The sequence below is a fragment of the Delftia sp. WSY_12 genome (genome assembly GCF_043104645.1).
GTDB lineage: Bacteria > Pseudomonadota > Gammaproteobacteria > Burkholderiales > Burkholderiaceae_C > Comamonas > Comamonas tsuruhatensis.
Map to the genome: position 1 here is coordinate 18,768 of NZ_JBICKW010000048.1, position 22,675 is coordinate 41,442.

General features: G+C 65.3%; 18 protein-coding genes. 7 read left to right on the top strand and 11 right to left on the bottom strand.

Annotated features, from left to right (window positions below; genetic code table 11):
* Positions 1–32: 32 nt before the first annotated feature.
* Together ACF8LI_RS22610 and ACF8LI_RS22615 are read left to right on the top strand one after the other, a co-directional pair.
* Positions 33–1,043 (top strand): ABC transporter substrate-binding protein, encoded by a 1,011-nt coding sequence (locus ACF8LI_RS22610; protein ID WP_046239925.1) that lies wholly within the window; start codon positions 33–35, stop codon positions 1,041–1,043.
* A 1-nt stretch (position 1,044) separates the two neighbouring features.
* Positions 1,045–1,842 carry an SDR family oxidoreductase gene (locus ACF8LI_RS22615; protein WP_392414179.1) on the top strand — a complete coding sequence of 266 codons (798 nt, stop codon included), beginning with the start codon at positions 1,045–1,047 and terminating at the stop codon, positions 1,840–1,842.
* 7 nt (positions 1,843–1,849) lie between these two features.
* On the opposite strand, the gene ACF8LI_RS22620 is transcribed toward ACF8LI_RS22615, so the two are convergent.
* From ACF8LI_RS22620 to ACF8LI_RS22630, 3 genes are all read right to left on the bottom strand, one after another.
* Complete coding sequence (locus tag ACF8LI_RS22620; RefSeq protein ID WP_392414180.1) at positions 1,850–3,655, bottom strand: methyl-accepting chemotaxis protein; 1,806 nt, start codon at positions 3,653–3,655, stop codon at positions 1,850–1,852.
* 93 nt (positions 3,656–3,748) lie between these two features.
* Positions 3,749–4,942 carry a helix-turn-helix domain-containing protein gene (locus tag ACF8LI_RS22625; protein ID WP_034367625.1) on the bottom strand — a complete coding sequence of 398 codons (1,194 nt, stop codon included), beginning with the start codon at positions 4,940–4,942 and terminating at the stop codon, positions 3,749–3,751.
* A 181-nt stretch (positions 4,943–5,123) separates the two neighbouring features.
* Positions 5,124–5,474 (bottom strand): hypothetical protein, encoded by a 351-nt coding sequence (locus ACF8LI_RS22630; protein ID WP_126312084.1) that lies wholly within the window; start codon positions 5,472–5,474, stop codon positions 5,124–5,126.
* Between the two features lie 300 nt (positions 5,475–5,774).
* Between ACF8LI_RS22630 and ACF8LI_RS22635 the strand changes: the two genes are divergently transcribed.
* A complete protein-coding gene (locus ACF8LI_RS22635; RefSeq protein ID WP_392414181.1) occupies positions 5,775–8,633 on the top strand; it encodes a midcut-by-XrtH protein in 2,859 nt (952 codons plus the stop codon).
* 54 nt (positions 8,634–8,687) lie between these two features.
* Here the strand turns inward: ACF8LI_RS22635 and ACF8LI_RS22640 are convergent, their stop codons facing one another.
* The 5 genes from ACF8LI_RS22640 to ACF8LI_RS22660 all read right to left on the bottom strand — a co-directional run bounded on the left by ACF8LI_RS22640 (position 8,688) and on the right by ACF8LI_RS22660 (position 14,731).
* On the bottom strand, positions 8,688–9,941 hold the full coding sequence (locus tag ACF8LI_RS22640) for a ferritin-like domain-containing protein (RefSeq protein ID WP_034367628.1): 1,254 nt from the start codon (positions 9,939–9,941) through the stop codon (positions 8,688–8,690).
* Positions 9,942–9,949: 8 nt separating this feature from the next.
* The gene (locus tag ACF8LI_RS22645; RefSeq protein ID WP_016450660.1) at positions 9,950–10,816 is read right to left on the bottom strand and encodes a phosphate/phosphite/phosphonate ABC transporter substrate-binding protein; all 867 of its coding nucleotides are present in this window, start codon (positions 10,814–10,816) and stop codon (positions 9,950–9,952) included.
* Between the two features lie 64 nt (positions 10,817–10,880).
* Positions 10,881–11,990 (bottom strand): acyl-CoA dehydrogenase family protein, encoded by a 1,110-nt coding sequence (locus ACF8LI_RS22650; RefSeq protein ID WP_026062547.1) that lies wholly within the window; start codon positions 11,988–11,990, stop codon positions 10,881–10,883.
* Between the two features lie 323 nt (positions 11,991–12,313).
* Complete coding sequence (locus ACF8LI_RS22655; protein ID WP_034367634.1) at positions 12,314–13,546, bottom strand: EAL domain-containing protein; 1,233 nt, start codon at positions 13,544–13,546, stop codon at positions 12,314–12,316.
* Between the two features lie 369 nt (positions 13,547–13,915).
* Complete coding sequence (locus ACF8LI_RS22660; protein ID WP_016453230.1) at positions 13,916–14,731, bottom strand: helix-turn-helix domain-containing protein; 816 nt, start codon at positions 14,729–14,731, stop codon at positions 13,916–13,918.
* A 73-nt stretch (positions 14,732–14,804) separates the two neighbouring features.
* On the opposite strand from ACF8LI_RS22660, the gene ACF8LI_RS22665 reads away from it, so the two are divergent.
* Positions 14,805–15,521: an aspartate/glutamate racemase family protein gene (locus ACF8LI_RS22665; RefSeq protein ID WP_209802752.1), complete on the top strand. Its 717-nt coding sequence runs from the start codon at positions 14,805–14,807 to the stop codon at positions 15,519–15,521.
* Positions 15,522–15,617: 96 nt separating this feature from the next.
* Here ACF8LI_RS22665 and ACF8LI_RS22670 read toward each other — a convergent pair whose 3' ends face one another.
* From ACF8LI_RS22670 to ACF8LI_RS22680, 3 genes are all read right to left on the bottom strand, one after another.
* Positions 15,618–16,784 (bottom strand): GGDEF domain-containing protein, encoded by a 1,167-nt coding sequence (locus tag ACF8LI_RS22670; protein WP_017406008.1) that lies wholly within the window; start codon positions 16,782–16,784, stop codon positions 15,618–15,620.
* Positions 16,785–17,308: 524 nt separating this feature from the next.
* Complete coding sequence (locus tag ACF8LI_RS22675) at positions 17,309–17,992, bottom strand: energy-coupling factor ABC transporter permease (RefSeq protein ID WP_016450654.1); 684 nt, start codon at positions 17,990–17,992, stop codon at positions 17,309–17,311.
* Between the two features lie 202 nt (positions 17,993–18,194).
* Complete coding sequence (locus ACF8LI_RS22680) at positions 18,195–18,584, bottom strand: MerR family transcriptional regulator (protein ID WP_016450653.1); 390 nt, start codon at positions 18,582–18,584, stop codon at positions 18,195–18,197.
* Positions 18,585–18,656: 72 nt separating this feature from the next.
* Here ACF8LI_RS22680 and ACF8LI_RS22685 point away from each other — a divergent pair, with 72 nt between their 5' ends.
* From ACF8LI_RS22685 to ACF8LI_RS22695, 3 genes are all read left to right on the top strand, one after another.
* Positions 18,657–19,736 carry an SDR family oxidoreductase gene (locus tag ACF8LI_RS22685; RefSeq protein WP_392414182.1) on the top strand — a complete coding sequence of 360 codons (1,080 nt, stop codon included), beginning with the start codon at positions 18,657–18,659 and terminating at the stop codon, positions 19,734–19,736.
* A gap of 161 nt (positions 19,737–19,897) precedes the next feature.
* Positions 19,898–20,794 carry an oxidoreductase gene (locus tag ACF8LI_RS22690; protein ID WP_034367652.1) on the top strand — a complete coding sequence of 299 codons (897 nt, stop codon included), beginning with the start codon at positions 19,898–19,900 and terminating at the stop codon, positions 20,792–20,794.
* A gap of 250 nt (positions 20,795–21,044) precedes the next feature.
* Positions 21,045–22,670 carry a sensor domain-containing diguanylate cyclase gene (locus tag ACF8LI_RS22695; RefSeq protein WP_026062543.1) on the top strand — a complete coding sequence of 542 codons (1,626 nt, stop codon included), beginning with the start codon at positions 21,045–21,047 and terminating at the stop codon, positions 22,668–22,670.
* The last annotated feature ends 5 nt before the right edge of the window (positions 22,671–22,675 follow it).

A 22,675-nucleotide genomic window follows, 5' to 3' on the forward strand; every position in this document is an offset into this window, starting at 1 on the left:
TGAACACTTCCGCAACCTTTTCCCCAAGCGCCATGCACACACCGCAATCCCCCTTCCTCACCCGCCGCAGCCTGCTGGGCGCCTCTGCCGGTTTTGCCGGCCTGGCGCTGGCCGGCAATTGCCTGGCCGCTCCTGTGCAAGGCAAGATCCGCCTGGCGGGCTGGAGCAAGCCCATCAGTGAGATCACCAACATCCTGGCCGAGCCCGACAAGGGCTTCTTCAAGGCCCAGGGCGTGGAGCTGGCCTACCTGCCCGGCGCGGGCGGCGGCGACGCCATACGCAACATGCTCAGCGGCCAGGCCGATGTGGCCTTCACCGACCCCGGCTCCTTCTTTATGGCGCTGGACAAGGGCGAGAAGCTGGTCGCCATCTACGACATCTACCCGCAGAACGTGTTCAACGTGGTCTCGCTCAAGTCGGCGGGCATCCGCAAGCCGGCGGACCTCAAGGGCAAGAAGATCGGCGTCTACAGCCTGTCCAGCGGCACGCGCCAGAACCTGCTGGTGATGCTGCACCAGGCCGGCCTCAAGGAGTCGGACGTGACCATCGTCGTCACCGGCCTGCTCAACTTCGCGCCGCTGATGCAGGGCCAGGTCGATGCCACGGCCGCCACCGACACCGGCCTGGCCGTGGGCCTGCGCAAAGGCATTGGCGAGGTCGATGTGATGCAGGTGCGCGACCACCTCAACATCTCCAGCGACATGTTCGTGGTGCGCGAGGACACGCTGCGCGACAAGAAGGACCTGCTGCGCGCCTTCCTCAAGGGCTACCGCGACAGCGCCGCCTGGATGATGGCCAACCCCGAGGAAGCCGCCACGCTGGCCGGCAAGCACGCCATCGACGGCACCCAGCGCGATATCAACCTGGACGTGATCCGCCTGCGCAACGCGTCTTCGCAGCCGCTGCAGGCCGGCAAGCCGCTGGGCAGCTTCGACCTGGCCGCCCTGCAAAAGGGCGCCGACGCCTACCGCGCGCTGGGCATGGTGCAAAGGCAGATCAAGGTGTCCGACGTGGTGGACACCAGCCTGCTGCCCGGGGCCTGAGATGGCACAGCCGTCTTCCCTGGGCCTGCAAGGCAAGGTGGTGCTGGTCACCGGCGCCGGCCGCGGCATAGGCGCGGCCATTGCCATCGCCTTCGCCCGCGAGGGCGCCCTCGTGGCGGTCAACCACCTGTCCAACGATGCTGCCGCCGCGCAGACCGTGGCGGCCTGCCAGGCTGCGGGCAAGCAGGCCGGAGGCGATGCCTGGGCCATCAAGGCCGATGTGGGCTCGCAGCCCGCCGTCCAGGCCATGACCGAGGCCATTGCGCGCGAGGCGGGCGCCATCGACATCGTGGTCAACAACGCCTTCAAACCCTACGCCTTCGACCCCGAGCGCCGCCGCCTCTTCGACGACCTGCAATGGAGCGACTACCAGGCCCAGTACGACGGTGCCGTGGGCGCGGCCTTCAACGTCTGCCGCGCGGTGCTGCCGCAGATGCGCCAGCGTGCGCGGGGCAGCATCGTCAACATTGCCAGCAACCTGGTGGAGCACCCCGTCGTGCCCTACCACGACTACACCACGGCCAAGGCCTCGCTGGTGGCCTTCAGCCGCAACCTGGCCAGCGAGCTGGGGCCCGTGGGCATACGTGTCAACTGCGTGGCGCCGGGGCTGGTCTATCCCACGCAGGGCACGCAGGACACGCGCGAGTCCTTCCGCGAATCGCTGATGGCCGCCACGCCGCTGCGCCGCCTGGCAAGCCCCGAAGACGTGGCAGGGCCCGTGCTGTTCCTGGCCTCGGAACTGAGCGGCTTCATGACGGGACAGGTACTGTTCGTCGATGGCGGCCTGGTGATGCGCTGAGCCTGTTCTAGAACTGCTCCCACTCATCGGCCTCGGCCACTTCGGCCATTCCGGCCGCCGTGGCGCGGCGGGGTGTTGCCGCCTTGGCAGGCAGCGCCACAGGCGCGCTGGAGGCCGCCGCCGCTGCCGCACGCAGGGGCTTGGTACGGGGCGCGGCGGGGGCCAGCGCTGGAGACGGCCTGGCGGTCTGTGCGCGCGCCAGCCCGACCGCTGCCACCGGCGCGGACACGGCCTGTGCCCGGGCCTCCCTTTCATCCAGGCGGAACACGCTGACCAGCTGCACCAACTGCGCCGCCTGCTTGTTCAGGCTGTCGGCGGCAGCGGCAGACTCTTCCACCAGGGAGGCGTTTTGCTGCGTCACCTGGTCGAGCTGCTGCACGGCGTCGCTGACCTGGGTCACGCCCTGGGACTGCTCCTGCGTGGCGGCACCGATGTCGGAGATCAGTTCGGCCACGCGGTGCGTCTGGGTGACGATGTCGTTCATGGTGTTGCCGGCCTCGGCCACCTGGCGGGAGCCGGCGGCGACCTTGCCCACGCTCTCGCTGATCAGGCCCTTGATCTCCTTGGCCGCGTTGGCGCAGCGCTGGGCCAGGGAGCGCACCTCCGAGGCAACCACCGCAAAGCCCTTGCCCTGTTCCCCGGCACGCGCGGCCTCCACGGCGGCGTTGAGCGCGAGGATGTTGGTCTGGAACGCAATGGCGTCGATCACGCCGATGATTTCCTCGATCTTGCGCGAGCTGTGCGTGATGTCCTCCATGGTGCTGACCACGCCATGCACCACCTCGCCGCCGTGCACGGCCGTGGCGCTGGCCGACTGGGCCAGGCCCGAGGCACTGCGCACCGTGTCCACGTTCTGCTGAATGGTGGCGGTCATCTGCTCCATGGAGGCAGCCGTTTCCTCCAGGTTGGCGGCCTGCTCTTCCGTGCGCGCGCTCAGGTCGGCGTTGCCCGAGGCGATCTGGCTGGCGCCCGTGGCAATCGATTCGCTGCTGTGGCGCACCTGGCTGACGATGTCTGCCAGGCTGGCGCGCATGGCCTCCAGGCTGGCCAGCAGGCTGGTGGTATCGCCCCGGCGCAGCTGCACGTTCACCGCCAGATTGCCCTTGGCCACTTCCTGCGTGACCTGGGCCGCGTAGGCCGGCTCGCCACCGAGCAGGCCCTTGATGCGGCGGGTGATGGCCCAGGCCACCAGCGCACCCAGCAACAGCGAGGCCAGGGCCAGCGACAGCATCTGCCGGCCGGCGGCCAGCGATTTGCCTTCGGTGGCCTGGGCCGTTTCCGTGGCACGCACCTGCTGGTGGGCCAGCATGTCGTTGATGGCGGCAAAGAACGCGTCCTGCTGCCTGCGGAACTCTCCGCTGCTGCCCAGCATGGCCGAGACAGTGGGCAGGTCATGCCGCATGGCCGCGGCCATGAACTGGTCCAGCAGCGGCAGGTAGGCGGTGCGCGCATTCCTCATGCGGTCGTACAGGGCGATGCCCTGCGGCGTGGTCAGTCCCTCGCGGAACTGCTCCATGAGCTGGCCTATCTTCTGGCGCTGCGTGTCCAGCGTGGCCTTGGCCAGGGCCTTTTCCGCAGGGTCTTCGATCAGCGCCAGACTGCGCACGCCGCGGAAGATGAACTCCACCGAGCTCTTGACCTCCACCAGCCTGAGCAGGCTGGTGATGCGCGTGTCGGCCAGGTAGGAGACATCGTCCGAGGCCTGGATCAGCCGCGCTCGGCCCAGCAGCGCAATCGACAGCGCGATGAGGATGAGAACCGAGAAACCCAGACCCAGCATGGAGCCCGTTTTCATATTCTTCAGATATTTCATGCGTCTTCCTTTGCGTCCTACTTTGCGTGTTGCTTCGGGTGATCGGTAGGGCCTGAATACACGCCCGTCATATGCATTCCAGGATTTTTCAAATCACGTCAGCCGGTGGTGCCGAACCCAGGCCGATGGCGGTATCCCATAATGGCCGGAAAAATCCCTGGAAAATGTGGAGAGGGAGGAATATCCAAGCCGGGAGGAAATCTGTCCTATGCTTTGATCCGTGGTCAGCAAGGATTCCGCAGCCAGGTGGATACGGCTTTGTCTTATATATTCACCAATGCTGCATGATCGGCTATGGCGAAATGAAACTTCCAGCGTGCGGCGGCTGACGCGGCAATGGTCGGCAATGGACTGCACCAGCAGTTTCTTGTCCAGGTTGTCTTCTATGTATTGAAGGGCGCGTTTCACATAGGCAGGTTCCAGGTCATGCAACCGCGCCTCGTCCATGGCCGTGAATCGTGATTTCTCCAGATAAGGACTGATGGCCATGCTCTTGAGTCGCATGATGTTCAGCGCCTTCAGCGTGGACAGTGCGCCCGCGAAATCGCCCTGCGTTTCCTGTATGTGGTACTCATAGACCAGCGCATTGCGGTGCAGGCCCTCCAACTGGTAGGTCTGCGCCGTGGACTTGGCCAGTACGGCGGCCTGCAGCGCCTGTCCGTACTGGCGCTTGCTGCAATGCACCAGCGCACTGCTGAGCCAGGCCCAGCCTGCAATGGGCGGGTTCTTGGCCTGGTAGTGGATGCCGATGCGCTCAATGGCGCGGACCACGGCGGCAGCCTCGCGCCGGCCCGACTCCAGCCCCTTGAGCGACAGCCGCAGCAGCTCGCTGTACGGCCAGGCCAGGCCCGCTGGCAGCTGCCGGCCCACATTCCCCAGCAGGTCCTGCAAGGCAACGCTGTCGGGCGCAGCGGCACCCAGCTGGACCAGGCCTGAATCGGGCGGCGGCCCGCACCACAGGTCCTGGTGGTTTTTATAAAGAAAGACCTTCCAGAGGATTTGCGCCCGGGCCCAGGTGATCAGGGCGGGGAGCCAGGGGCTGTCTCCGGGCGCCATTTGCGCAAAATCATGGTCCTTGCCTTCGATCAATTGCAGGGCGGTATCGAGCTCGCCCAGCCGGCCATGCGCCAGCGCCAGCACATAGGTGGCGCGCACCAGGGCCTCGGGCGGCAGCAGCGCGGGATTGGCCATGGCCGCCGTGGCCAGTGAAATGGCATTGCGCTCCTCACCCAGCTGGCAATGGATGAAGGCCGCTGCGATGCGCGACGACACCGCGCGGTCAGGCATGCGGTGCAATTCGAAAATCGCCTGCGCTTCCTGAATATGCCTGAGTACCAATGATGGATATATCGGCGGCTCCGGCCATTTGCAGGCCTGCAGCAATTGCTCGGCCCGGCTGATTTTATTGTTTCCCTGATCAGTACGCTGGTGATGGTCGGATATTATTCTCCACAATCTGGATGCGCTCTCATCTGGGTGGCCGTGGATGTTGTGCGTCAAAAGATGGATTGAGTAAGAATTCTTGCATGAAAAAATCAATGATCCTGCTCGATTGATGCATTTTCATGATGAATGCATCTGTGGGGTGGCGCAGGCCTGTCCCATGGGAAACACTGATTGACTGGAGGAATCTTACAGGCTGAATAAACAATTGTTTACATTTGGAAAAGCTTTCTCTTGTCAGATTGCGCAGGCGTTTGTCTTTTTGCGAAACTTTCTCCGGCTCCATTGACTTAATTCGCTGATGCGGCTCGGTTTTTCTGATGGGAAAAATCACAAAGGCCCGCGAGAAAATCCCTGGGTTTTCTAGGGTTGTCACAAGTCGAGTGATATGCGGCCCGCATGTGGGCGGGGTGGATCTGGGCCGGTACCTGCCAGGCAAGGGCGGGCGGTCGGACGAGCTGGGCGCATTGGAGGGGTCGTGCGGCCTTCGAGCGGCCCTTGCCAGAGCCGGTGCCCGCTGGCCAATTACCTGCTTTCAGGGATATGCGCTGCGCAGGTCGTCGTCTAAAGTAAGAAATTGTCAGCAGCGCAGTCATTTGTGGCCTGCCTGAAGGCAGTGGCGGGGACCGCTCCCCGTCTGTTCGGATCTTCGGATCTTTTCTTCCAGGCCAGACCCATGCTGCAACTTTTCCAATTCCTTGCCCGTGGCACGGGGCTCGCACAGGCGTTGGGCGCCTTGGCCGTGGCCTGTGCCGTGCCGGCAGCCCAGGCCCAGAGCATCACTGCGGCACCGCTGGCAGCCGTGGCGCCGGCGGCGATTCCTGTGGACCACCCTGGCGCTCTTGCGCTGCTGGCGTTGGCCTTGGGGGCCTGCCTTGTGCGGGGTGTGCAAAAAGGGCGGATCTCCCTGGTCGGCCTGCGTGCCTGGGCCATGGGCGGTGCTGTTGTCATGACCGCAGCCACGGCGGTCTGGGGCGAGCGGGTGCAGGCCCAGATTCAGGAATTGCAGGAAGCCTTCAACCAGGCCGCGGGCGAGACGCTCACCGTTCCCGTGCAGACGACAGCGCTGGGTGCCGATGGCGCACCGCAGGGATTCCTGCCTGTGGTTTATCGCAACCAGACCTCGGTGCGGCTGAAAATCACCGGCATCACGGACCCTGTTTGGAACACCTGCTTTCCGCTGGGCGTGCCGGGCACGATTCCCACGACGGCCGCGCGTCCCGGCAGCGCCTGCGCGGTCGGCGCCACGCTGGAGGCGGGCGGCTCCTGCTGGGTGGACGTGGCGCAGCTGTGCGCCAACGCGGCGGCCGCCGCGCACGGCAGCCACGCCAGCGTGCTTGCGCCCGACAGCGTGCAGGTGGACACGGCCGGGCAGCGCACGGGCAATGTGCTGTCCAACGATTCCGATGCCGATGGGGCGCTCGTGGTCGCCAGCTTCACCTATGAAGGCCAGACCGTGGCGGCCGGCAGCTCCCGGAACGTGGCGGGGCGCGGGACCTTCGCGCTGCAGGCAGACGGCAGCTTCACTTTCCAGGCGGATGCGAACTACAGCGGCGGCCATCCGCTGGGCATCGGCTACACCGTGCAGACCGGCGCGTCCAGCACGCTGAGTGTTTTCGTGAACCGGGTGCCCGTGGCCGGCAACGATACGGCCACCACCGATGCCGATACATCCGTCACCATCGCCGTGCGCGGGAACGACAGCGATGCGGATGGGGACAGCCTGACCGTTTCCGGCATCACCCAGGGCACCCACGGTTCCGTGGTCGTGGATGCCGTCACGGGCAATCCGGTCTACACGCCGAACGCCAACTTCACCGGCAGCGACAGCTTCACCTACACCATTGGCGACGGCAGGGGCGGCTTTGCCACGGCCAGCGTGTCGGTGACGGTTGCTGCTGCGCCCTCCGGCAATCAACCGCCAGTGTCTGTCTCCGATGCGATAGTGGTGGCCGAGGGCGCTGTGGCCACGGTCCTTGCCAGCGGTGCAACCAGCGTGCTGGCCAACGACACGGACCCTGACGGCAATCCGCTCGTCGCGGTGCTGGTGACGGGTCCGGCGAACGGGTCCCTGACGCTGAGCGGCAATGGCACCTTCACCTATATCCACAACGGCAGCGAGACGGTTTCCGACAGCTTTGCCTACCGTGCCAGCGATGGGCTGGCCATGGGAAACATCGTCACCGTTTCCATCACGGTCACTCCCGTGAACGATGCACCGGTTGCCGTGGCAGATCAATGGATGGTTGCCACGGACATCCCGCGGAGCATCAGCTTTGCCACGTTGCTGGCCAATGACACGGATGCCGACGGCGACAGCCTGACCATCACCTTGGCTCATTCGCCGATCAATGGCAGCCTTGCATCGCAGGCGGGCGGGGTGCTGTTCACGCCCGCGGCAGGCTACGAAGGACCGGCCAGCTTTCTCTACGACGTCACCGATGGGCGCGGCGGTACCAGTATCGGCACGGTCAATCTGTCGGTTGGAGCGGCCAGCGCTTCTTCGGTCGTTGTCCTGAAGTCCCTGCTGGCCATCGCACAAGGCACAGGCGGGACCAGCGTCAGGTTTCCGATAACCACGAAGCTGGTGGATACGGATGGCTCGGAAACCCTGTCGATCAGGATCAGTGGACTGCCCACCAATCTGTCCTTCAATGCGGGCACGAACCTGGGTGGTGGTGTCTGGCAGTTCACCGAAGCCGACCTGCCCAATCTCATCCTGAATCTGCCTGGCAGCTACACCACGAACGCCACCAATCTCACGGTCCAGGTCACGGCGACGGAGGTGAGCGGCGGCTTCACGGCATCGACATCCACCGTGGTCACGCTCAAGGCCTCATATACGACCGTGGATATCACCACGACCGAGAGCGGCAACCATACGGGCAACTCGGCCAGCGAATACATCACCGGTGGCAACGGCGCCAACACCATCAACGCCGGCAGCGGAAACAACATCGTTTTCGGGGGCGCTGGCGACGACAACCTGTCGGCGGACTCGGGCTCCGATGTGCTGATCGGCGGCAGCGGCAACGACACCCTCAACGCGGGATCGGGCACGGACCTGCTGGCCGGTGGCCCCGGCAACGATCTGATGAGCGGCGGTGATGCGGGCGAGAACTTCGTGGATGTCTTTGCCTGGTCGCTGGGAGACCAGGGGGCGGCGGGAACACCGGCCTTGGACCGAATCCAGAACTTCGCCACGGCGGCCGCGGGAGCCAACGGCGCAGGCGGTGATGTACTGGACCTGCGCGACCTGCTGCAGGGTGAATCCGCAGGCCCCGGCAATGCCGCAGGCAACCTGGCCGACTACCTGCACTTCGAGATCACGGGAGGTGATACCTGGGTCCATGTCAGCCACACGGGCGGCTTCGGTGCGGACTCCCATGCGGCGGGTGCAAGCTATTCGGCATCGGCCGAGACCCAGCAGATCATCCTGGAAGGCGTGAATCTGCAGACGCTGTATTCGGGTGCCGCCACGGATCAGCAGATCATCACGCAGCTGCTGAACAACAGCAAATTGATCGTGGATTGACCGGCGCCGGTCCTATGGCCACCGGGCACCGCGCACCGGGTCCGTTTCTCGTGCCTACATGAAATTGCGCGTATGCAGCGAAGCCAGCCGCTCCGCATGCCCGCGCTCGAACCCCAGCCGCAGCAGCTTGGAAAACCGGCCGTCTGCCATGTCGCGCATGAGCTGCTGCACGCGGGCGGCGCCACGGGCCAGGGCCTCGGGAGTGAGGGTGCCGGCCGCGATGAGGATCAGGGCGTCGAAGACTTCCTCGTTCAGCCCCGAGGTGCCGGCCAGGTTGTCGAAGCGCTGCTCCACGGCCTGGGCCAGCTGGTGCTGGAAGCCGGGCTCGTGCTGCAGGCGGTACAGCAGGTGGGACATGCCCAGGGCCACATGGCGCGCCTCGTCGCGCGCGGCCAGGCGGCAGATCTGGCGTGTGAGGGGGTCGGGCGCCTCGGTCTGCAGGAACTGCAGCAGGTGCACGAAAGTGCCTTCGCCCAGCACCGACAGCAGGAAACCCGCCACGGAAAAATCCGTCTCGTCCAGCAGGCTCTTGAGCGAGGCCTGGCCACCCGCCGTGGACAGCGCGGGCTCGCGGCCGTGGCGGCGGATGCGGCGCGTGAAGACATCGATGTGCCGCGCCTCGTCGGCCACCTGGATGGCCAGCGCAGCCTGCAGTTCGCGGTAGTGCGGGTGCAGCTGGCCGAGGAAGCGCGCAGGCACCAGCAGGGCCGCATTCTCGTTCTCGACCATGTAGGTCATGAGCTGGACGATGGCGTCCTCCACCGGCGCGGGCAGCTCGGGTGCGTCGTTCCAGTCGATGTCGGTGTCGGCATTCCACTGCGCGGCCACGGCCTGGGCGTAGAGGTCGGAGGCGCTGTCGGTCCAGACCTGCAGCTTGTCGCTGAGCCGGAAATGGAAGGCCGGCGCCCCGGCTTCCACCTGCGCGCCACGCGCGGCCAGGCCCCAGAAAGGCTGGGCCTGCGCGGCCACGGCACCGTCGCCCGAGCGCGCATCGCTGCGGCCCGTCTGCGCCGCGCCGCGCCAGCGCCCGGCCTGGGCGCCGCCGCGCGCCACGATGGCCATGGCCTGTGCTGCATCCACGCCATCCTCCCAGCGCAGGCCATGGCCCTGGTCGCTGCACCAGCCCGACAGCTGGGCCTGCCAGCCCGGCGCGCTGCCGGTCACGCGCAGCTGCCCGCCCACGGGCAGGGCGGCCAGCGCGTGCTTGACCAGCAGATGGGCGCCGGCATCGAAGCCCAGGCCCTGCAGGTCGATGACAGGCAGGGTGGAGGCGGGCAGGGCGCCGCTGTCGGAATCAGGCATGGCCATGGCGCGTATCAGTAACGGTAGTCCTGCACGGTGATGCGGCCTTCGGCGTCGTAGAAGGCCTCGTCCGTCACCGCGCGCTCCAGCAGGCCGTAGCCCGTGCCGCGGCCCGGGTGCCAGACCTTCAGGCCTTCCAGCTCCAGCAGCGGGCGCACTGCCGCGTCGTCCCAGGACATGGCCAGCAGGATGTCGCGGAAGGCGGCGGCACGCCCGGCATCGATGTGCGGGCCGGCCGTCATGTTGCAGTGGTCGAAGGCGCCCGAGGTGGCCAGCACGCGCGTGCCGCCGGCCGGCAGCGTGCCTTCGCGCGCAAAGGCCAGGTAGTTCTTGCCCACCATCCATGAAGCCTGTATCTCGCCGGCCACCATGGCGGCGGCGGCCAGGCGCTCGCCGCCGATGTGGTCGCCATGCTTGCCGCCCAGCACGTCAAAGCGGCGTGCCGTGTAGTCGCGCCCGGCCACCAGCCCTTGCTGGCGCAGATGGTCCAGCGGGATCAGCGTGGCCTGGGGCGAATCCACGGCACCGAAGCCCACGGTCTTGCCGCGCAGGTCCTGCACGCTCTGGATGGGGCTGTCTGCGGGAACGACCAGCAGCGAATGCAGGTCCAGGTCGGTATCGCGCATGGCGATGGACTCCACGCGCAGGCCGCGCGCGCGGGCCATGCGGTCGGCGCGCACAAAGGCCAGCGGCGAGTTCCAGGCCAGGTGCACATCGCCTGCCATCAACGCCTCGGTCAGCGACTCGTAGTTGGAATAGAGCACGTAGTCGAAGTAGTAGCCGCGCTCGATGAAATACGCCTTGAAGCCTTCCCAGATGGTGATCACCTTGGGGGCGTAGGCCACGGCGCCGAGCTTGATCACGGGGGCGGTTGTCGTCATGCGGAAGTCCTTTGCTGGATGGGGGAGGAGGGGTGAAGCGATCGACGGGTTCTGCCGTTCAGGCTCAGGCGGCGGCGTCGCACATGCCTTTGCCCAGCATGTCGTAGATCACATCGGTGGTGGGCGCCATGACCGAGGCGGCGCGCGCATCGCGGAACAGGCGCTCTATGCCCAGCTCCTTGCGGAAGGCGGCGCCGCCGCACACGCGCATGGCAATGTCGGTCACTTCCAGTGCGGCCTCGGCGGCTGCGGCCTTGCTCTGCAGCAGGCGGGTGCGCGCATCGGCCCGGGCCGCCTGCACGGCGGCCACGGTATCGTCGCGCAGCAGGCGGGCCTGCTCCAGGCGCAGCTGGGCACGGGCCAGGTAGGCGCGGATGGTGGGCAGGTCGGCCAGCGAGCTGCCGCTTTCCGCAAAGCGCGTGCCCGCCACATGGGCCACGGCGCGGCGCAGCGCGCCCTGCATCAGGCCGATGGACGTGGTGGCGATCAGCGTGGGAAAGAAGGGCATCAGATAGCGGCCCTTCACGGCCTCGCCCTCGCCGTCGGCGCCCAGCATGCGGGCGCGTGGAACGCCCACGTTGCGTGCCTCGATGGGCGAGGATGCATTGCCGCGCAGCCCCATGCCGTTGAAGCGTCCGGGAATGGACAGGCCCGGCAGCCGGCTGTCCACCAGCCACAGCGTATTGCCCTCGCCCTGCGTGGCGCGCGAGATCCAGACATAGGAATCGGCCTCGCCGGCCGACGTGATCATGCTCTTGAGCGCGTTCAGGTGGATGACATCTTCAGCGGCGGTCGCCGTTCCCGTCGGCGCCCAGATATGGCTGCGCGAGCCGGCTTCGGACACGGCCAGCGTGGTGAGGTGGCGGCCGGCCGCGATCTCGCGGCGCACAGGGTCGTCGGCAAAGGGTTCGATCAGCGCCACGCCGCAGTAGTGCATGGTCAGCACCATGGCCGTGCAGGGGCAGTCCTGGGCAATGCGCTCGACGACCTGCACCGCTTCGGCCAGGCCCTTGCCCAGGCCGCCCACCTCGCTGGCGCTGATCAGGCCCAGCAGGCCGGCTGCCGCCAGTGCATCCAGCGCGGCGCGCGGGTAGCGTGCCTGCTCGTCGATCTGCGCGGCCTGGGGCGCGATGATGTCGCGCATGAGGGGTTCGAGTTGCTTCAAAACTTCCATCTGGGTTCACCGTGGGCATGCCCATGACCGCCTGCCGGGAGGCTGTTGCTGGAAGTCTGGGGAAATGCTGGGGCGCCGCGATGGCCGCTGGACGCGCCTGCCGCATGCAGACCTGCAATGGCGGATGGGCTGGGGAAAGAATGCAGGCGATTATGCGCCGGGTGCACTACGGCTTCGCGCAACGGGCGCCTTGCTCGGGCACCATGGCTGGTGTGTGCTTGATCCCGGTCAAGGTGGCGGGAGAACGCTGCGTCGCCACAGCACATTCACGCATGCAGGCAGGCACGCATTCACGCAGGCTCGAAAGCTTGAACGCCTGGGCCCTAGGCCCTGGCAAGTCCCATGGCCAGCGCCTGTGCTGACCCCATCGGCTTGGCAAAGAAGTAGCCCTGGGCCAGATCCACGCCAAGGCTTGCCAGCGCATTGAATTCCTCGGCAGTCTCCACACCTTCGGCGACCACTACGCTTCCTATTTCGTGCGCGAAACTCGTGAGCCCCTTGGCGAGCGCACGGCGGCTGCGGTCGGTATCGACGTCGTGCGTGATGCTCATGTCCAGCTTGATCATGTCCGGTTGAAGATGCAGGATGTGCCGCATGCTGGAGTAGCCGGCACCGGCATCGTCGACTGCCAAGGTCGCGCCCCGGCGCCGCAGCGGAGCCAGTGCATCGGCCAAAGCCCTGTAGTCATCCACGGCGGCATGCTCCGTGATTTCCAGCGTCACGCGCGACAGATCCTGGTCCGAACCCAGAAGCCGGGGCAGCTGCCCCGACTGGATCAGCTGCGGCGAGCAGTTGACTGCGAGCAGCCAATCGGTTGGCAGGCGACCGAGCGCGCCAAGCGCCGTGTCGATTGCATGGCGCTCCAGCTCCAGCCCCAGGCCTACTTCGTGCGCTGCCTTGAACCATTGGTCTGGCGGGCGAAATGGCTCCAGGTCAAAGCGCGACAAGCACTCAAAACCGTGCAGCTTGCCTGTCGCGATGGTGTATACGGGTTGAAATACAGGGCGCAGCGCATTTCCCTGCATGGCAAGGCGGATTTCGTTGGCCGCTTTGTCCCTTGCATGCTGGACCGCAGAAGTTGCACTGAAATGCAGTCCCAATAAATCGGAGAATGCCCGCAATAGCGACATATCGTGCTCACCCAGCGCGGGATTGGGCTGGTGGCTGAAGCAGCACAAGGTGCCGTACAGACGGTTGTCATCCAGGCGGATCGGTACGCTCAGGTGCGAGCCGATGGGAATGGTGTGCGTCTCCGGTATTCCCTGTGCAGCGGGTAAACGGGACGTGTCTGGAATCAACTGCGGCAATTCGCCATTGACCACCTTCTGGCAATAGCCCTCGTTCAATGGAATCTTCTGCTGCCGGAAAATCACACCGCCAGTGCTCTCGTCCACATGCTCCAGCACCCGATCCGCTTCGCGGAATCGGGCCACAAAGGCCACATCCATGCCCAGATGCCGCCGGACCACGGACAGCACACGGTCCACTCCATCCAGTTCAATGGCGAAAGCAAAAATTCTGCTCAAAGGTGCGAATGTGGATTTTCGAGGGGTCATTTCATTGATCTGCTCTATCAGATGTGTACGCACATTGAATGGGCACGCTGCTGGCGGATTGGCGGTCCTCAGTTCTGCCCGACATGGCCGAGCGGCACGATATGCCGTTGATAACGGGAATGAATTATCGGTAGTCCGCTCCATTGGCAGGAACACGGCAAGGTTGGGGTTGCCGCGCCATCGCAAATCAGAACAGGGGGAGAGCAATGGCCCTAAGTATGCGCGGTTGAAGTGCGCAGGTCGAGTCCGTCTGTTCGGATTGACAATGGGAATGAAAAGCCAACGCGGGAACTTGCAAGTTCATTGCACCGCCTGGAACACCGGTCATGCCGCATGCCCCGGGCGTGACGGGTCCAGGTGCTCCATCGGTCACTGCCTGGCCGTATGGCGAATGCGGGCCAGGTACTGGCTGGGCGTCAGCCCCAGATGTTTGCGAAACGCGGCTCCCATGTGCGATTGATGGCTGAAGCCGCAATCGTGGGCGATACAGGCCAGCGAATCGGCATCCGCCCGCATCATGGAGCGGGCCGCCTGTATGCGGGTCTCCACAAGATAGGCATGCGGAGTCATGCCAAGCAGCTGGGAAAACTCACGCAGAAAACGCAGCGGGGTGCGACGGGTCATCCGGGCCAGCTGGGCAATGCTCAACGGCTGTGCAAACTCGGCCGCCATGCGCTCCAGAACCGGCCGATACACCGGGCGCAATGCATCGATGCGAGGGATGGGCACATGGGGCACATCCCTCGCATCGACGCATTGCCGGGCCATGAAGTGCAGGGCTGCCTGCTCTATTGCCAGGGTGTCCGTCTCGGGGCAAAGCAGCAGTTGCCGCAGCTGGTGCGCAATCTGCAAGGCGGCGCGCTGGCCAGGGTGCACAACGCGCCGGGCTTCGGTGTCAGGCACTGCGTCGTCCAGCCATTGCTCCCATTGCGCAGGGGTACAGCGAACCACCAGGTACTCGCCGCCCGTGGCCGATTCGGAAAACACATCCACCCCCGGTGGCGTGCGTGCCACCGTGCCGGGCCATGTGTCGAAGTCCACGCGGCGGTCGCTGCCAATGGCATGCACGCCTTGCTGGCGCTCCAGCGCAATGCCCAGCGAATGAAGGCGGGTCGGGTCATGGCTGCTGTAGGCCGCGCGGCCCAGCAGCTGCACCTCGAATCCCGGTAGTTCCTGAACTTTCATCACCCTGGCGCCTTGTGTCTTGAACTGAAATTTCTTGATAGACGGGAAACCGGGCGCTGCCCACACTGAAGGCATGAACGCAAACCACACGGAAATTCACCGCATCATCGGTCTCATCGGGGGCATGAGCTGGGAGTCCAGCGCCGAGTACTACCGGCTCATCAACCAGGGCGTGCGCGACCGGCTGGGTCCGCTGCGCTCTGCAAAACTGCTCATGTACAGCGTGGATTTTGGCCCCATCGAGCTGGCCCAGCATGAAGGCCGCTGGGATGACGCAGCTGCCTTGCTGGAAGATGCCGCGCGGCGGCTGCAGGATGGCGGGGCGGATGGGGTGCTGCTGTGCACCAACACCATGCACAAGCTGGCAGACCGCATTGCGGCAGCGGTGCGCATCCCTTTTCTGCACATTGCCGACCCGGTGGCCGATGTGGCCCGGGCGGCAGGCCACCGCAGGCTGGGGCTGCTGGGCACCCGCTTCACCATGGAGCAGCCCTTCATGCGCGAGCGCCTGCAGCAGCAGGGGCTGGAGGTGATGGTGCCGCAGGAGGCGGACCGCGCCGAAGTGCACCGCATCATCTACGAGGAACTGTGCGCAGGCCGGATACGGGAAGAGTCGCGGCGCACCTATCAGCGCATCATGGCGCAGCTGGCCGGGCAGGGCGCCCAGGCCATGGTGCTGGGCTGTACGGAAATCAGCCTGCTGGTGCAGCAGGCGCATTGCCCCGTGCCCGTGCTGGACACCACGGCCTTGCATGCCGAGGCTGCGGTGGACTTTGCATTGACGCCTTGAGGCGCCAAAACGACCCGGACTGAACCGGCCCGGACCCCTATCAGCGGCAGATGTGACCTGCAAGCGCACGCAAGCGGCCCACCTGCGGCAAGCAGATCATCCGTGGGGCCGCCCTGGCGCAAGCGGGGCGAGTTCCATCCGGTCCCGTCCCTTGCGCTTCGATGCATAGAGGGCCTCGTCGGCCTGCTTGAGCCAGTGGGACAGCTCTGTTCCGGGCTGGTCGAACAAGGCCGCACCGATGCTCAGGGACACGGGCTGCGGCGTCGCGAACATCGCGCGCGCCTGCTGCACGAACGCCTCGCGCAAGTCCTGGCCCAGCGCCTGTGCGGCCGTGCCGCAGACGTTGTGCAGCAGGATCACGAACTCATCCCCGCCCAGCCGCGCGGCCAGTGCGCCGCGAGGCAGCACGCTGCGGATGAGGTCGCTCAGCGTCACCAGCAGGCGGTCGCCGGCATCGTGGCCGTGCAGGTCATTGACCTGCTTGAAGTGGTCGATGTCGATCAGCAGCAGGGCGCCGGGGCGGGCCGGCGAGGCTTGTGCCAGCAGCGCCGGTGCGCGCAGATAGAGCGCGCGGCGGTTGTCCAGTGAGGTCAGCGGATCGCGGGCGGCAATCTGCGCGATGCGCTCCTCGCGGCGATGGCGCTCCGTCCCGGTCATGGACATGGCCAGCAGCATGATCGCCATCACGCCCTCCACCAGCGAGATCAGGATCACCGTGCCGCGGAAACTGCCCAGGTTGACGAAGGCGTCCAGCGCCACGGTCGATCCTGCCTTGGCGAGGTAGAACAGGCCGTGGGCCAGCAGCACGAAACTCAACTGCGCCGCGCCCATGCCCAGCGCGCCGCCATGCGGGCGCAGCAGCAGGCCGGCGCGCAAGGTGGTGATGGCGATCAGCAGCGACTGGATGCCCAGCATCGCCTTGGACCACCAGGGCCCGTCTGGCAGAAACAGCATGGCCAGCCAGACGACGGCCAGCAGCCACCAGAAGTGCGACAGCCGCACGCGCATGAATCCGGCGACCCCGGCCAGGAACAGCCAGTGGGCGGCGATCAGCAGGCCGTTGGGAAACCAGATGCCCAGCAGCACATGGCCGCTGGAACGCAGCAGGGCCAGCACGCAGCCCACGACGATGATGGCGAACCCCGCGCTCCACAGCAGCAGCGAGCGTTCGCGCACGCTGCTCCATTCCGCAGCCAGATACAGCGCCGAAGCGGCCGCCATGGCCGTGGTGAGAACGAGCAGGGTGAAGGGGTCGAGAGCCATGGGCGATGGAGGTATCGGCGCAGGCGCGCTCCTTGTGAGAGCCGCCAGACAAGGAGCAATGCGGCGACGGTCCGTGCCGTCGCGATGCAGTGGAGCAAAGCGAGCGGGGCGGATTGTCGCAGGAAGCGGGTTTTCAGGCTTGCCCGATCACCCGGCTGCAGCGATTCCGGCGTCGGCCGCGTTGCCAAGGCCACGTCGCGGAGGCGAACGCCGGGTCCTTGCACTGCGCAGGCATCCCGCCGCTCCAGACCATGGCGAAGCCGTCCTCACTGCTGGGCTGCGGGCTCTGTTGGAAGCCCGGGGCCTTGTGGAAGGCGGTGGATTTGCCGAGCTCGCTTGCCGGCAGGCTGATGAAGAGGGACCTGGTCATGCTGGACCAAGAGGAAGCGGCCACGGCTGCGCGCGGGGCCGTCCATGCACCTGCCGCTCCCCGCTTTGCCATGGTGGCCCGGGGGCGGCAAGGCGGGAGCACCGGGGCAAGATGCCCTATGGGGCGTCAACCGTGACCGGGAGAGCCGGCCCTGTCAGACGGCAACGGCGTGCAGGCGGGTATTGAAAAGCGGCCCTTGGGTGAAGGTCGCCAGGCGCTTGGCCAGCCACAGCACCGCCAGGTCCACCAGGGGTTCCACCAGCACGACGCACATGTAGGCAGCACCGAAGCTTGCCACCTCGGTCAAGGTTGTCAGGCTGGCACCGTGGCCGTAGATGGCCCAGAACGCGACCCACAGGACAATGCCGCCCTGGTAGGTGGTGGACAGGGCCAGGGCCTGCCTGTAGCTGATGTCCACATAGGCCGTGCCGGCGGGAATCAGCCGGCGCGCCAGTTGGTTCACCGCATACAGCGGCACCAGCAAGGTGGTGACGTTCATGCCGTACTGCGGCAGGTCGAAGGGGGCAAAGAACAGGCCCTGCACCAGCAGGCCGAACGCCAGGCCGATGGCCGCAGCTCCCGCGCCGAACATCAGCAGCAAGGTCGAGCCCAGGATCAGATGGACCTCGGACACGCCGACCGGCTCGTGCGGAAACACCTCGAAGAAGCTGAACACCAGCGCGGTGGTGATGACACTGCGGGCCAGCAGCGCGAGCCAGCCGCCGTTGTCGCGCAGGCTTTGCCTTGCCAGGGCGGCGGTCAGGCCGAAGGCCGCTGCGGCGGTGACATAACTGAGGGCGATTTTTTCGGGGCTGACGACGCCGGGTTCGATGTGCATGGGAGGTCCTGAACAGTCAAGGTCCGTTGCAGGGCGGGCGCCGGCTGCGCAACGGCAAAGGTATTGAGCATAGCCGTGGATGAATGGCTGCGCCATGCCTTGGCGCGGCAGATGCGTTTTCTGTCCAGGCTGCGCGGATGTACTCGGGTGATGCCGGGAGCAGCCATGCAGCGATTGCCGCTGTTGTCTGGATGCCGACAGCTCACTTCAAGGCGTTGTTGAGTCGCTGAAGCTCAAGTTGCTTGGCAGCACTGGCCTCGAGATTTGCACGCTCCTCGTCCAAATACCGATAAATGCTTTTGAGCTCAGTGATTTTCTTTCTGATTTCCAGCATTTTCTTTTCAATCAACTTGGCACCCTCGGCACAATCGATTGACTTGTTTCTCTGCGCGTCCAGAATTTCGCCTATTTCCGCAAGAGAAAATCCCATGCTTTGTGCGCGCTGGATAAATCCAAGATCCTGCAGGGTTTGTGGTGTGTAAACACGGTAATTGTTGTTTCGCCGCAATGGTGCGATAAGGCCGATCTTCTCGTAGTAGCGCAGGGTATGGCGGCTGGCGCCGCTGCGGACCTCGAGTTCGCCGATATTCATGAAAAAACGCTTGACTATAGAGTTGGATCGACAGTCTACACTCGATTTTTCATCGTGCCAAGGAGCAGAAAAATGAGCGTGGAGTGCTTTGTTACGGGAGGGACCGGCTTCATCGGCCAGCATCTGGTGTCATGCCTGAGCGCAAAAGGTCACACGATTCGGGTGCTGATGCGTCGCCCGGAGCGCCTGGCGCAACTGCGGGAGCAGGTCGACAATCTGGGAGGTGTCGCAAACCGGGTCTTTGCCGTGGCTGGCGATCTGGAGCAGGAGAGCCTCGGCTTGAGTCTTTCCGATCGAGAGGCTTTGCGGCAGGCCGAAGTTGTGTTCCACCTGGGCGCCCACTTCGCGTGGGGCCTTTCAATGGAGCATTCGCGTGCAGTGAATGTGGAAGGTGCAAAGCGCGTGGCGTTGTTGGCAGCGCAGCAAGATAGCCGGCTGGTGATGATCGGCGGCTATATGCTGAAGAACAATGAACATCTGCAGCGCATCGGAATTGATCCCGGCCATCCGGAAAGGACTCATTGGCCTGCCGTCTATCGGCGTGTCGGCGCTTACGAGGGGAGCAAACTGGAGGCGCATTTCGCGACCCTGGAGTTCATGGCTGCCAAGGGAGGGAAAATGACCGTCGTGCACCCCGCAACGGTCTGTGGTCATAGCCGCACGGGACATATACCTTGCAGCCAGCCACTGGTGGATCTGATACGCAATCTGGCGCAGGGAAAACTGGCTGCAGTGCCGGGTAGCGCAGAGCACTGGTTGCCATTGGTCACTGTGGATTATCTGGTCGAGCTGGTTTCGGCTTGCGCTTTTGATCCTTCCATGGCCGGTCAGGAGCTCCTGGCGCTTGACGACCAAAGTCCCAACTTGCGAGAACTCCTGGCAGAGGTGGCACAACCCCTTGGAATAAAGTCCCCAAGGCATCATATTTCGCTCCGATTGCTGAAATGGCTTTTGAGCATTCCTCCGGTTGCGCGGTTTTTGAATACGGATGCCGAAGCCCTGGACTTCATCCAGACTACGCGTTTTGACACAGCGGCGGTCGAGCAATTCGCCAAAAGGCACGGAATATCAAAGCCGGATATGCGTCAATCGTTACGGAATACTGCAATGTTCGTCAACTCATATTGCATGCCCAATGAAAGAGTCCACTGACGTGTATTTTGCCGGGATGAATACTGAGAAACTATCAAGATGCATTGCACCTATGCAGGCACAGCCAAGAGCAGCCCTCCACTGCGCCCGTGGCACTCCATAATTGTCCTTTTCAGGTGTCGAGGCCGGCGCCGAGCACCCGTTTCGAGGAATCCGCTTCAGTGAATCAACAAGTCCATACAAGAATCGCTGTCCTGGGGCCCGGTGCGATCGGGACCACCGTCGCTGCTGCGTTGCACGAAGTCGGCCGCACGCCCATGCTTTGCGGCCGTACGCCGCGCGACAGCCTGGTGCTGCAAGGTAGCGGTGTTCGCATCGTTGTTCCCGGGCCGGTGAGAACGGATCCAGCACAGATTGCACGCCCGGTGGACCTCGTTTTTCTCGCGGTCAAAGCGACTCAGACCGCTGCCACTGCGCAATGGCTTGCGGCGTTGAGCGGCCCGCAAACCGTCGTGTGTGTCCTGCAAAACGGGGTCGAGCAGTTGGAGAGTGTCACTGCGCTGTGCCCTCAGGGGCGAGTCGTTCCTGCAGTCGTGTGGTTCCCTGCGCAGGCGCAATCCGATGGGTCGGTGCTCCTGCGCAGCGATGCTCGGATCAGCCTGCCTGACGAAGCGGCCTCCCTCGTGGTTGCGCAGGCACTGCAAGGCTCCCGGTGCCTGGTAGACCTGGTTTCGAATTTCAGATCTCTGGCCTGGCAAAAGCTGCTGCAGAACGCGGCGGCCGGGCTCATGGCGCTCACGCATCGCCGCTCGGGCATGTACGGCCGGCACGACATCTCCAAGCTCACACTGGACTACCTGCAGGAGTGCCTGGCCGTGGCACGCGCCGAAGGTGCTGAACTGGGCGATGAGGTCCCGCAGGCGATCCTCGACAAGTTCCAGGCATCCCCTGCCGACCTGGGCACGTCCATACTGGCGGATCGCGAAGCAGGCCGTCCGCTCGAATGGGATATCCGCAACGGCGTTATCGCGCGCCGCGGCCGGGCGCGCGGGATTCCGACCCCGATCGGTGATGTCTTGGTGCCGCTTCTTGCTGCCGCGAGCGACGGCCCCGGCTGATCACCCATGCCTTGACGATAAGGCCTGTGATCACAGGCCTGCCATCCGCATTCAGCCTGAAACTGCCGGCAGCACCCCCCAATCCCAACCCTGCCGGCCGATTTTTCCGAAGCCGGGGACAATACCGGGTTCGCGGGTTTTTCCGGCTCGACCTGGGTCGAGGACGGGAATCGCTTGCGGAAGGAAGCTGCACTGGCGTTGAACCCGGACGCAGAAAACCCCAAGATCGGACGGCGGCGAGACCGCCGAGATGGCGCAGGTGCATGTGACGAAGAGGGATTGGTGGACAAGGGCCTGCCGCAGCCGCAGCGGTCGGCCCGTCAAACGCGATACCCGCCTGGTGGGCTGGCTGCTGGCCGTGGTGTTCGTGTCGGTATCGGCGGCCACGGTGTGGCAGTTGGTGGCTGCACGCCAGCGCACGCTGGCCGAGGTGGATACCGTCAACCGCAATCTGGCGCAGACGCTGAATACCTATTCCGAAGGCGTGATCACCCAAAGCTCCATGCTGCTGCTGGGCATTGCCGAAAGGCTGGAGCTGGATGGCGCCGGTGCCGCGCACCTGGAGCGCGTGCTGCATCTGGTCAACCGCCAGGAGCAGCTGCTGAACCAGCTCAACGAGCTGCTGGTCGTGGACGCGCAGGGGCGCTGGCTGATGTCGTCCAAGGGGACGTTTCCCCCAGGAACGCAAAGCGCGGACCGCGACTTCTTCACGCACCACCGCGACGACCCGTCGTCAGGCATCTACATCGGGCCGCCGATCCGCAGCCGCTCCACAAGCGAATGGGTGATCACCATCAGCCGGCGCTATACCGACAGCGAGGGCCAGTTTGCCGGCGTGGTCGTGGTGACGCTGGGTGTGGAAAATTTCCTGCGGCTGTTCGGCAAGATCGACATCGGCGAGCAGGGCGCCATTTCACTGAGCACGCCGGGCGGGCAACTGCTGGTGCGCCACCCCTTCCGTGAGCAGGACCTGGGCCGGGACTTCTCGCAGTCGCCCAATTTCCTGCGCCACTATGCGGGGGCGATGTCGGGCACGGCGTCGTTCCGCTCGGGCCTGGATGGCACGGAAAGAATCTATGCCTTCCTGCGCAGCGAGCGCTACCCGCTGGTGACCACGGTGGCCCTGGGCCGCGACGAGGCGCTCAGTTCCTGGCAGCGCCAGGCGCAGCTGACGCTGGCCGTGGTGCTGGGGCTGTTTCTGGCGATTGCGCTGATCGGCTGGCGGCTGACGGCGGCGATGCGGCTGCGCTCGCGTGCCGAATGCTCCCTGGTCAGCGCGCGCGAGGAATTGCTGCAGGCCAACCGCCGGCTGGAGGTGCTGGCCGCCCAGGACCAGCTCACGGGCCTGGCCAACCGGCGCCGCTTCGACGAGGTGCTGGAGCGCGAGGCACGGCGCGCCGTGCGCGAGGGCACGCCGCTGTCGCTGCTGCTGATCGATCTGGACCATTTCAAGGGCTACAACGACGCCTACGGCCATGTGGCAGGCGATGCCTGCCTGCAGACAGTGTGTCGCGCCCTGGCCCAGGCCGTGCAGCGGCCCGGCGACATGGCGGCGCGCTACGGCGGGGAGGAGCTGGCCGTGGTGCTTCCCAATACGGACCAGGCCGGCGGGCTGCAGGTGGCCGAGCGGCTGCGTGCGCGCATCGAGGGCCTGGGCCTGGAGCACCGCAGCAGCCGCTTCGGCCATGTGACGGCCAGCATCGGCGTGGCGACAGCGCAGTGCGGTGAGGCTGGCGCGACTCAAGGCGCTACACAAAGCGCTACACAAGGCACTACCCACGGCTCCACCCAAGGTGCCGCCGTGGCGCTGGTGGAAGCGGCCGACCGTGCGCTTTACCGCGCCAAGGCCGCAGGGCGCAACTGCGTGCAGGGCTGAGTGGG

What these genes read in the sequence shown, in the direction of transcription:
- ACF8LI_RS22610 (WP_046239925.1), top strand. Translation starts at nt 33, where the DNA reads ATGCACACACCGCAATCCCCCTTCCTCACCCGCCGCAGCCTGCTGGGC.
- ACF8LI_RS22615 (WP_392414179.1), top strand. Translation starts at nt 1,045, where the DNA reads ATGGCACAGCCGTCTTCCCTGGGCCTGCAAGGCAAGGTGGTGCTGGTC.
- ACF8LI_RS22620 (WP_392414180.1), bottom strand. Translation starts at nt 3,655, where the DNA reads ATGAAATATCTGAAGAATATGAAAACGGGCTCCATGCTGGGTCTGGGT.
- ACF8LI_RS22625 (WP_034367625.1), bottom strand. Translation starts at nt 4,942, where the DNA reads ATGCCTGACCGCGCGGTGTCGTCGCGCATCGCAGCGGCCTTCATCCAT.
- ACF8LI_RS22635 (WP_392414181.1), top strand. Translation starts at nt 5,775, where the DNA reads ATGCTGCAACTTTTCCAATTCCTTGCCCGTGGCACGGGGCTCGCACAG.
- ACF8LI_RS22640 (WP_034367628.1), bottom strand. Translation starts at nt 9,941, where the DNA reads ATGGCCATGCCTGATTCCGACAGCGGCGCCCTGCCCGCCTCCACCCTG.
- ACF8LI_RS22645 (WP_016450660.1), bottom strand. Translation starts at nt 10,816, where the DNA reads ATGACGACAACCGCCCCCGTGATCAAGCTCGGCGCCGTGGCCTACGCC.
- ACF8LI_RS22650 (WP_026062547.1), bottom strand. Translation starts at nt 11,990, where the DNA reads ATGGAAGTTTTGAAGCAACTCGAACCCCTCATGCGCGACATCATCGCG.
- ACF8LI_RS22655 (WP_034367634.1), bottom strand. Translation starts at nt 13,546, where the DNA reads ATGACCCCTCGAAAATCCACATTCGCACCTTTGAGCAGAATTTTTGCT.
- ACF8LI_RS22660 (WP_016453230.1), bottom strand. Translation starts at nt 14,731, where the DNA reads ATGAAAGTTCAGGAACTACCGGGATTCGAGGTGCAGCTGCTGGGCCGC.
- ACF8LI_RS22665 (WP_209802752.1), top strand. Translation starts at nt 14,805, where the DNA reads ATGAACGCAAACCACACGGAAATTCACCGCATCATCGGTCTCATCGGG.
- ACF8LI_RS22670 (WP_017406008.1), bottom strand. Translation starts at nt 16,784, where the DNA reads ATGGCTCTCGACCCCTTCACCCTGCTCGTTCTCACCACGGCCATGGCG.
- ACF8LI_RS22675 (WP_016450654.1), bottom strand. Translation starts at nt 17,992, where the DNA reads ATGCACATCGAACCCGGCGTCGTCAGCCCCGAAAAAATCGCCCTCAGT.
- ACF8LI_RS22680 (WP_016450653.1), bottom strand. Translation starts at nt 18,584, where the DNA reads ATGAATATCGGCGAACTCGAGGTCCGCAGCGGCGCCAGCCGCCATACC.
- ACF8LI_RS22685 (WP_392414182.1), top strand. Translation starts at nt 18,657, where the DNA reads ATGAGCGTGGAGTGCTTTGTTACGGGAGGGACCGGCTTCATCGGCCAG.
- ACF8LI_RS22695 (WP_026062543.1), top strand. Translation starts at nt 21,045, where the DNA reads ATGGCGCAGGTGCATGTGACGAAGAGGGATTGGTGGACAAGGGCCTGC.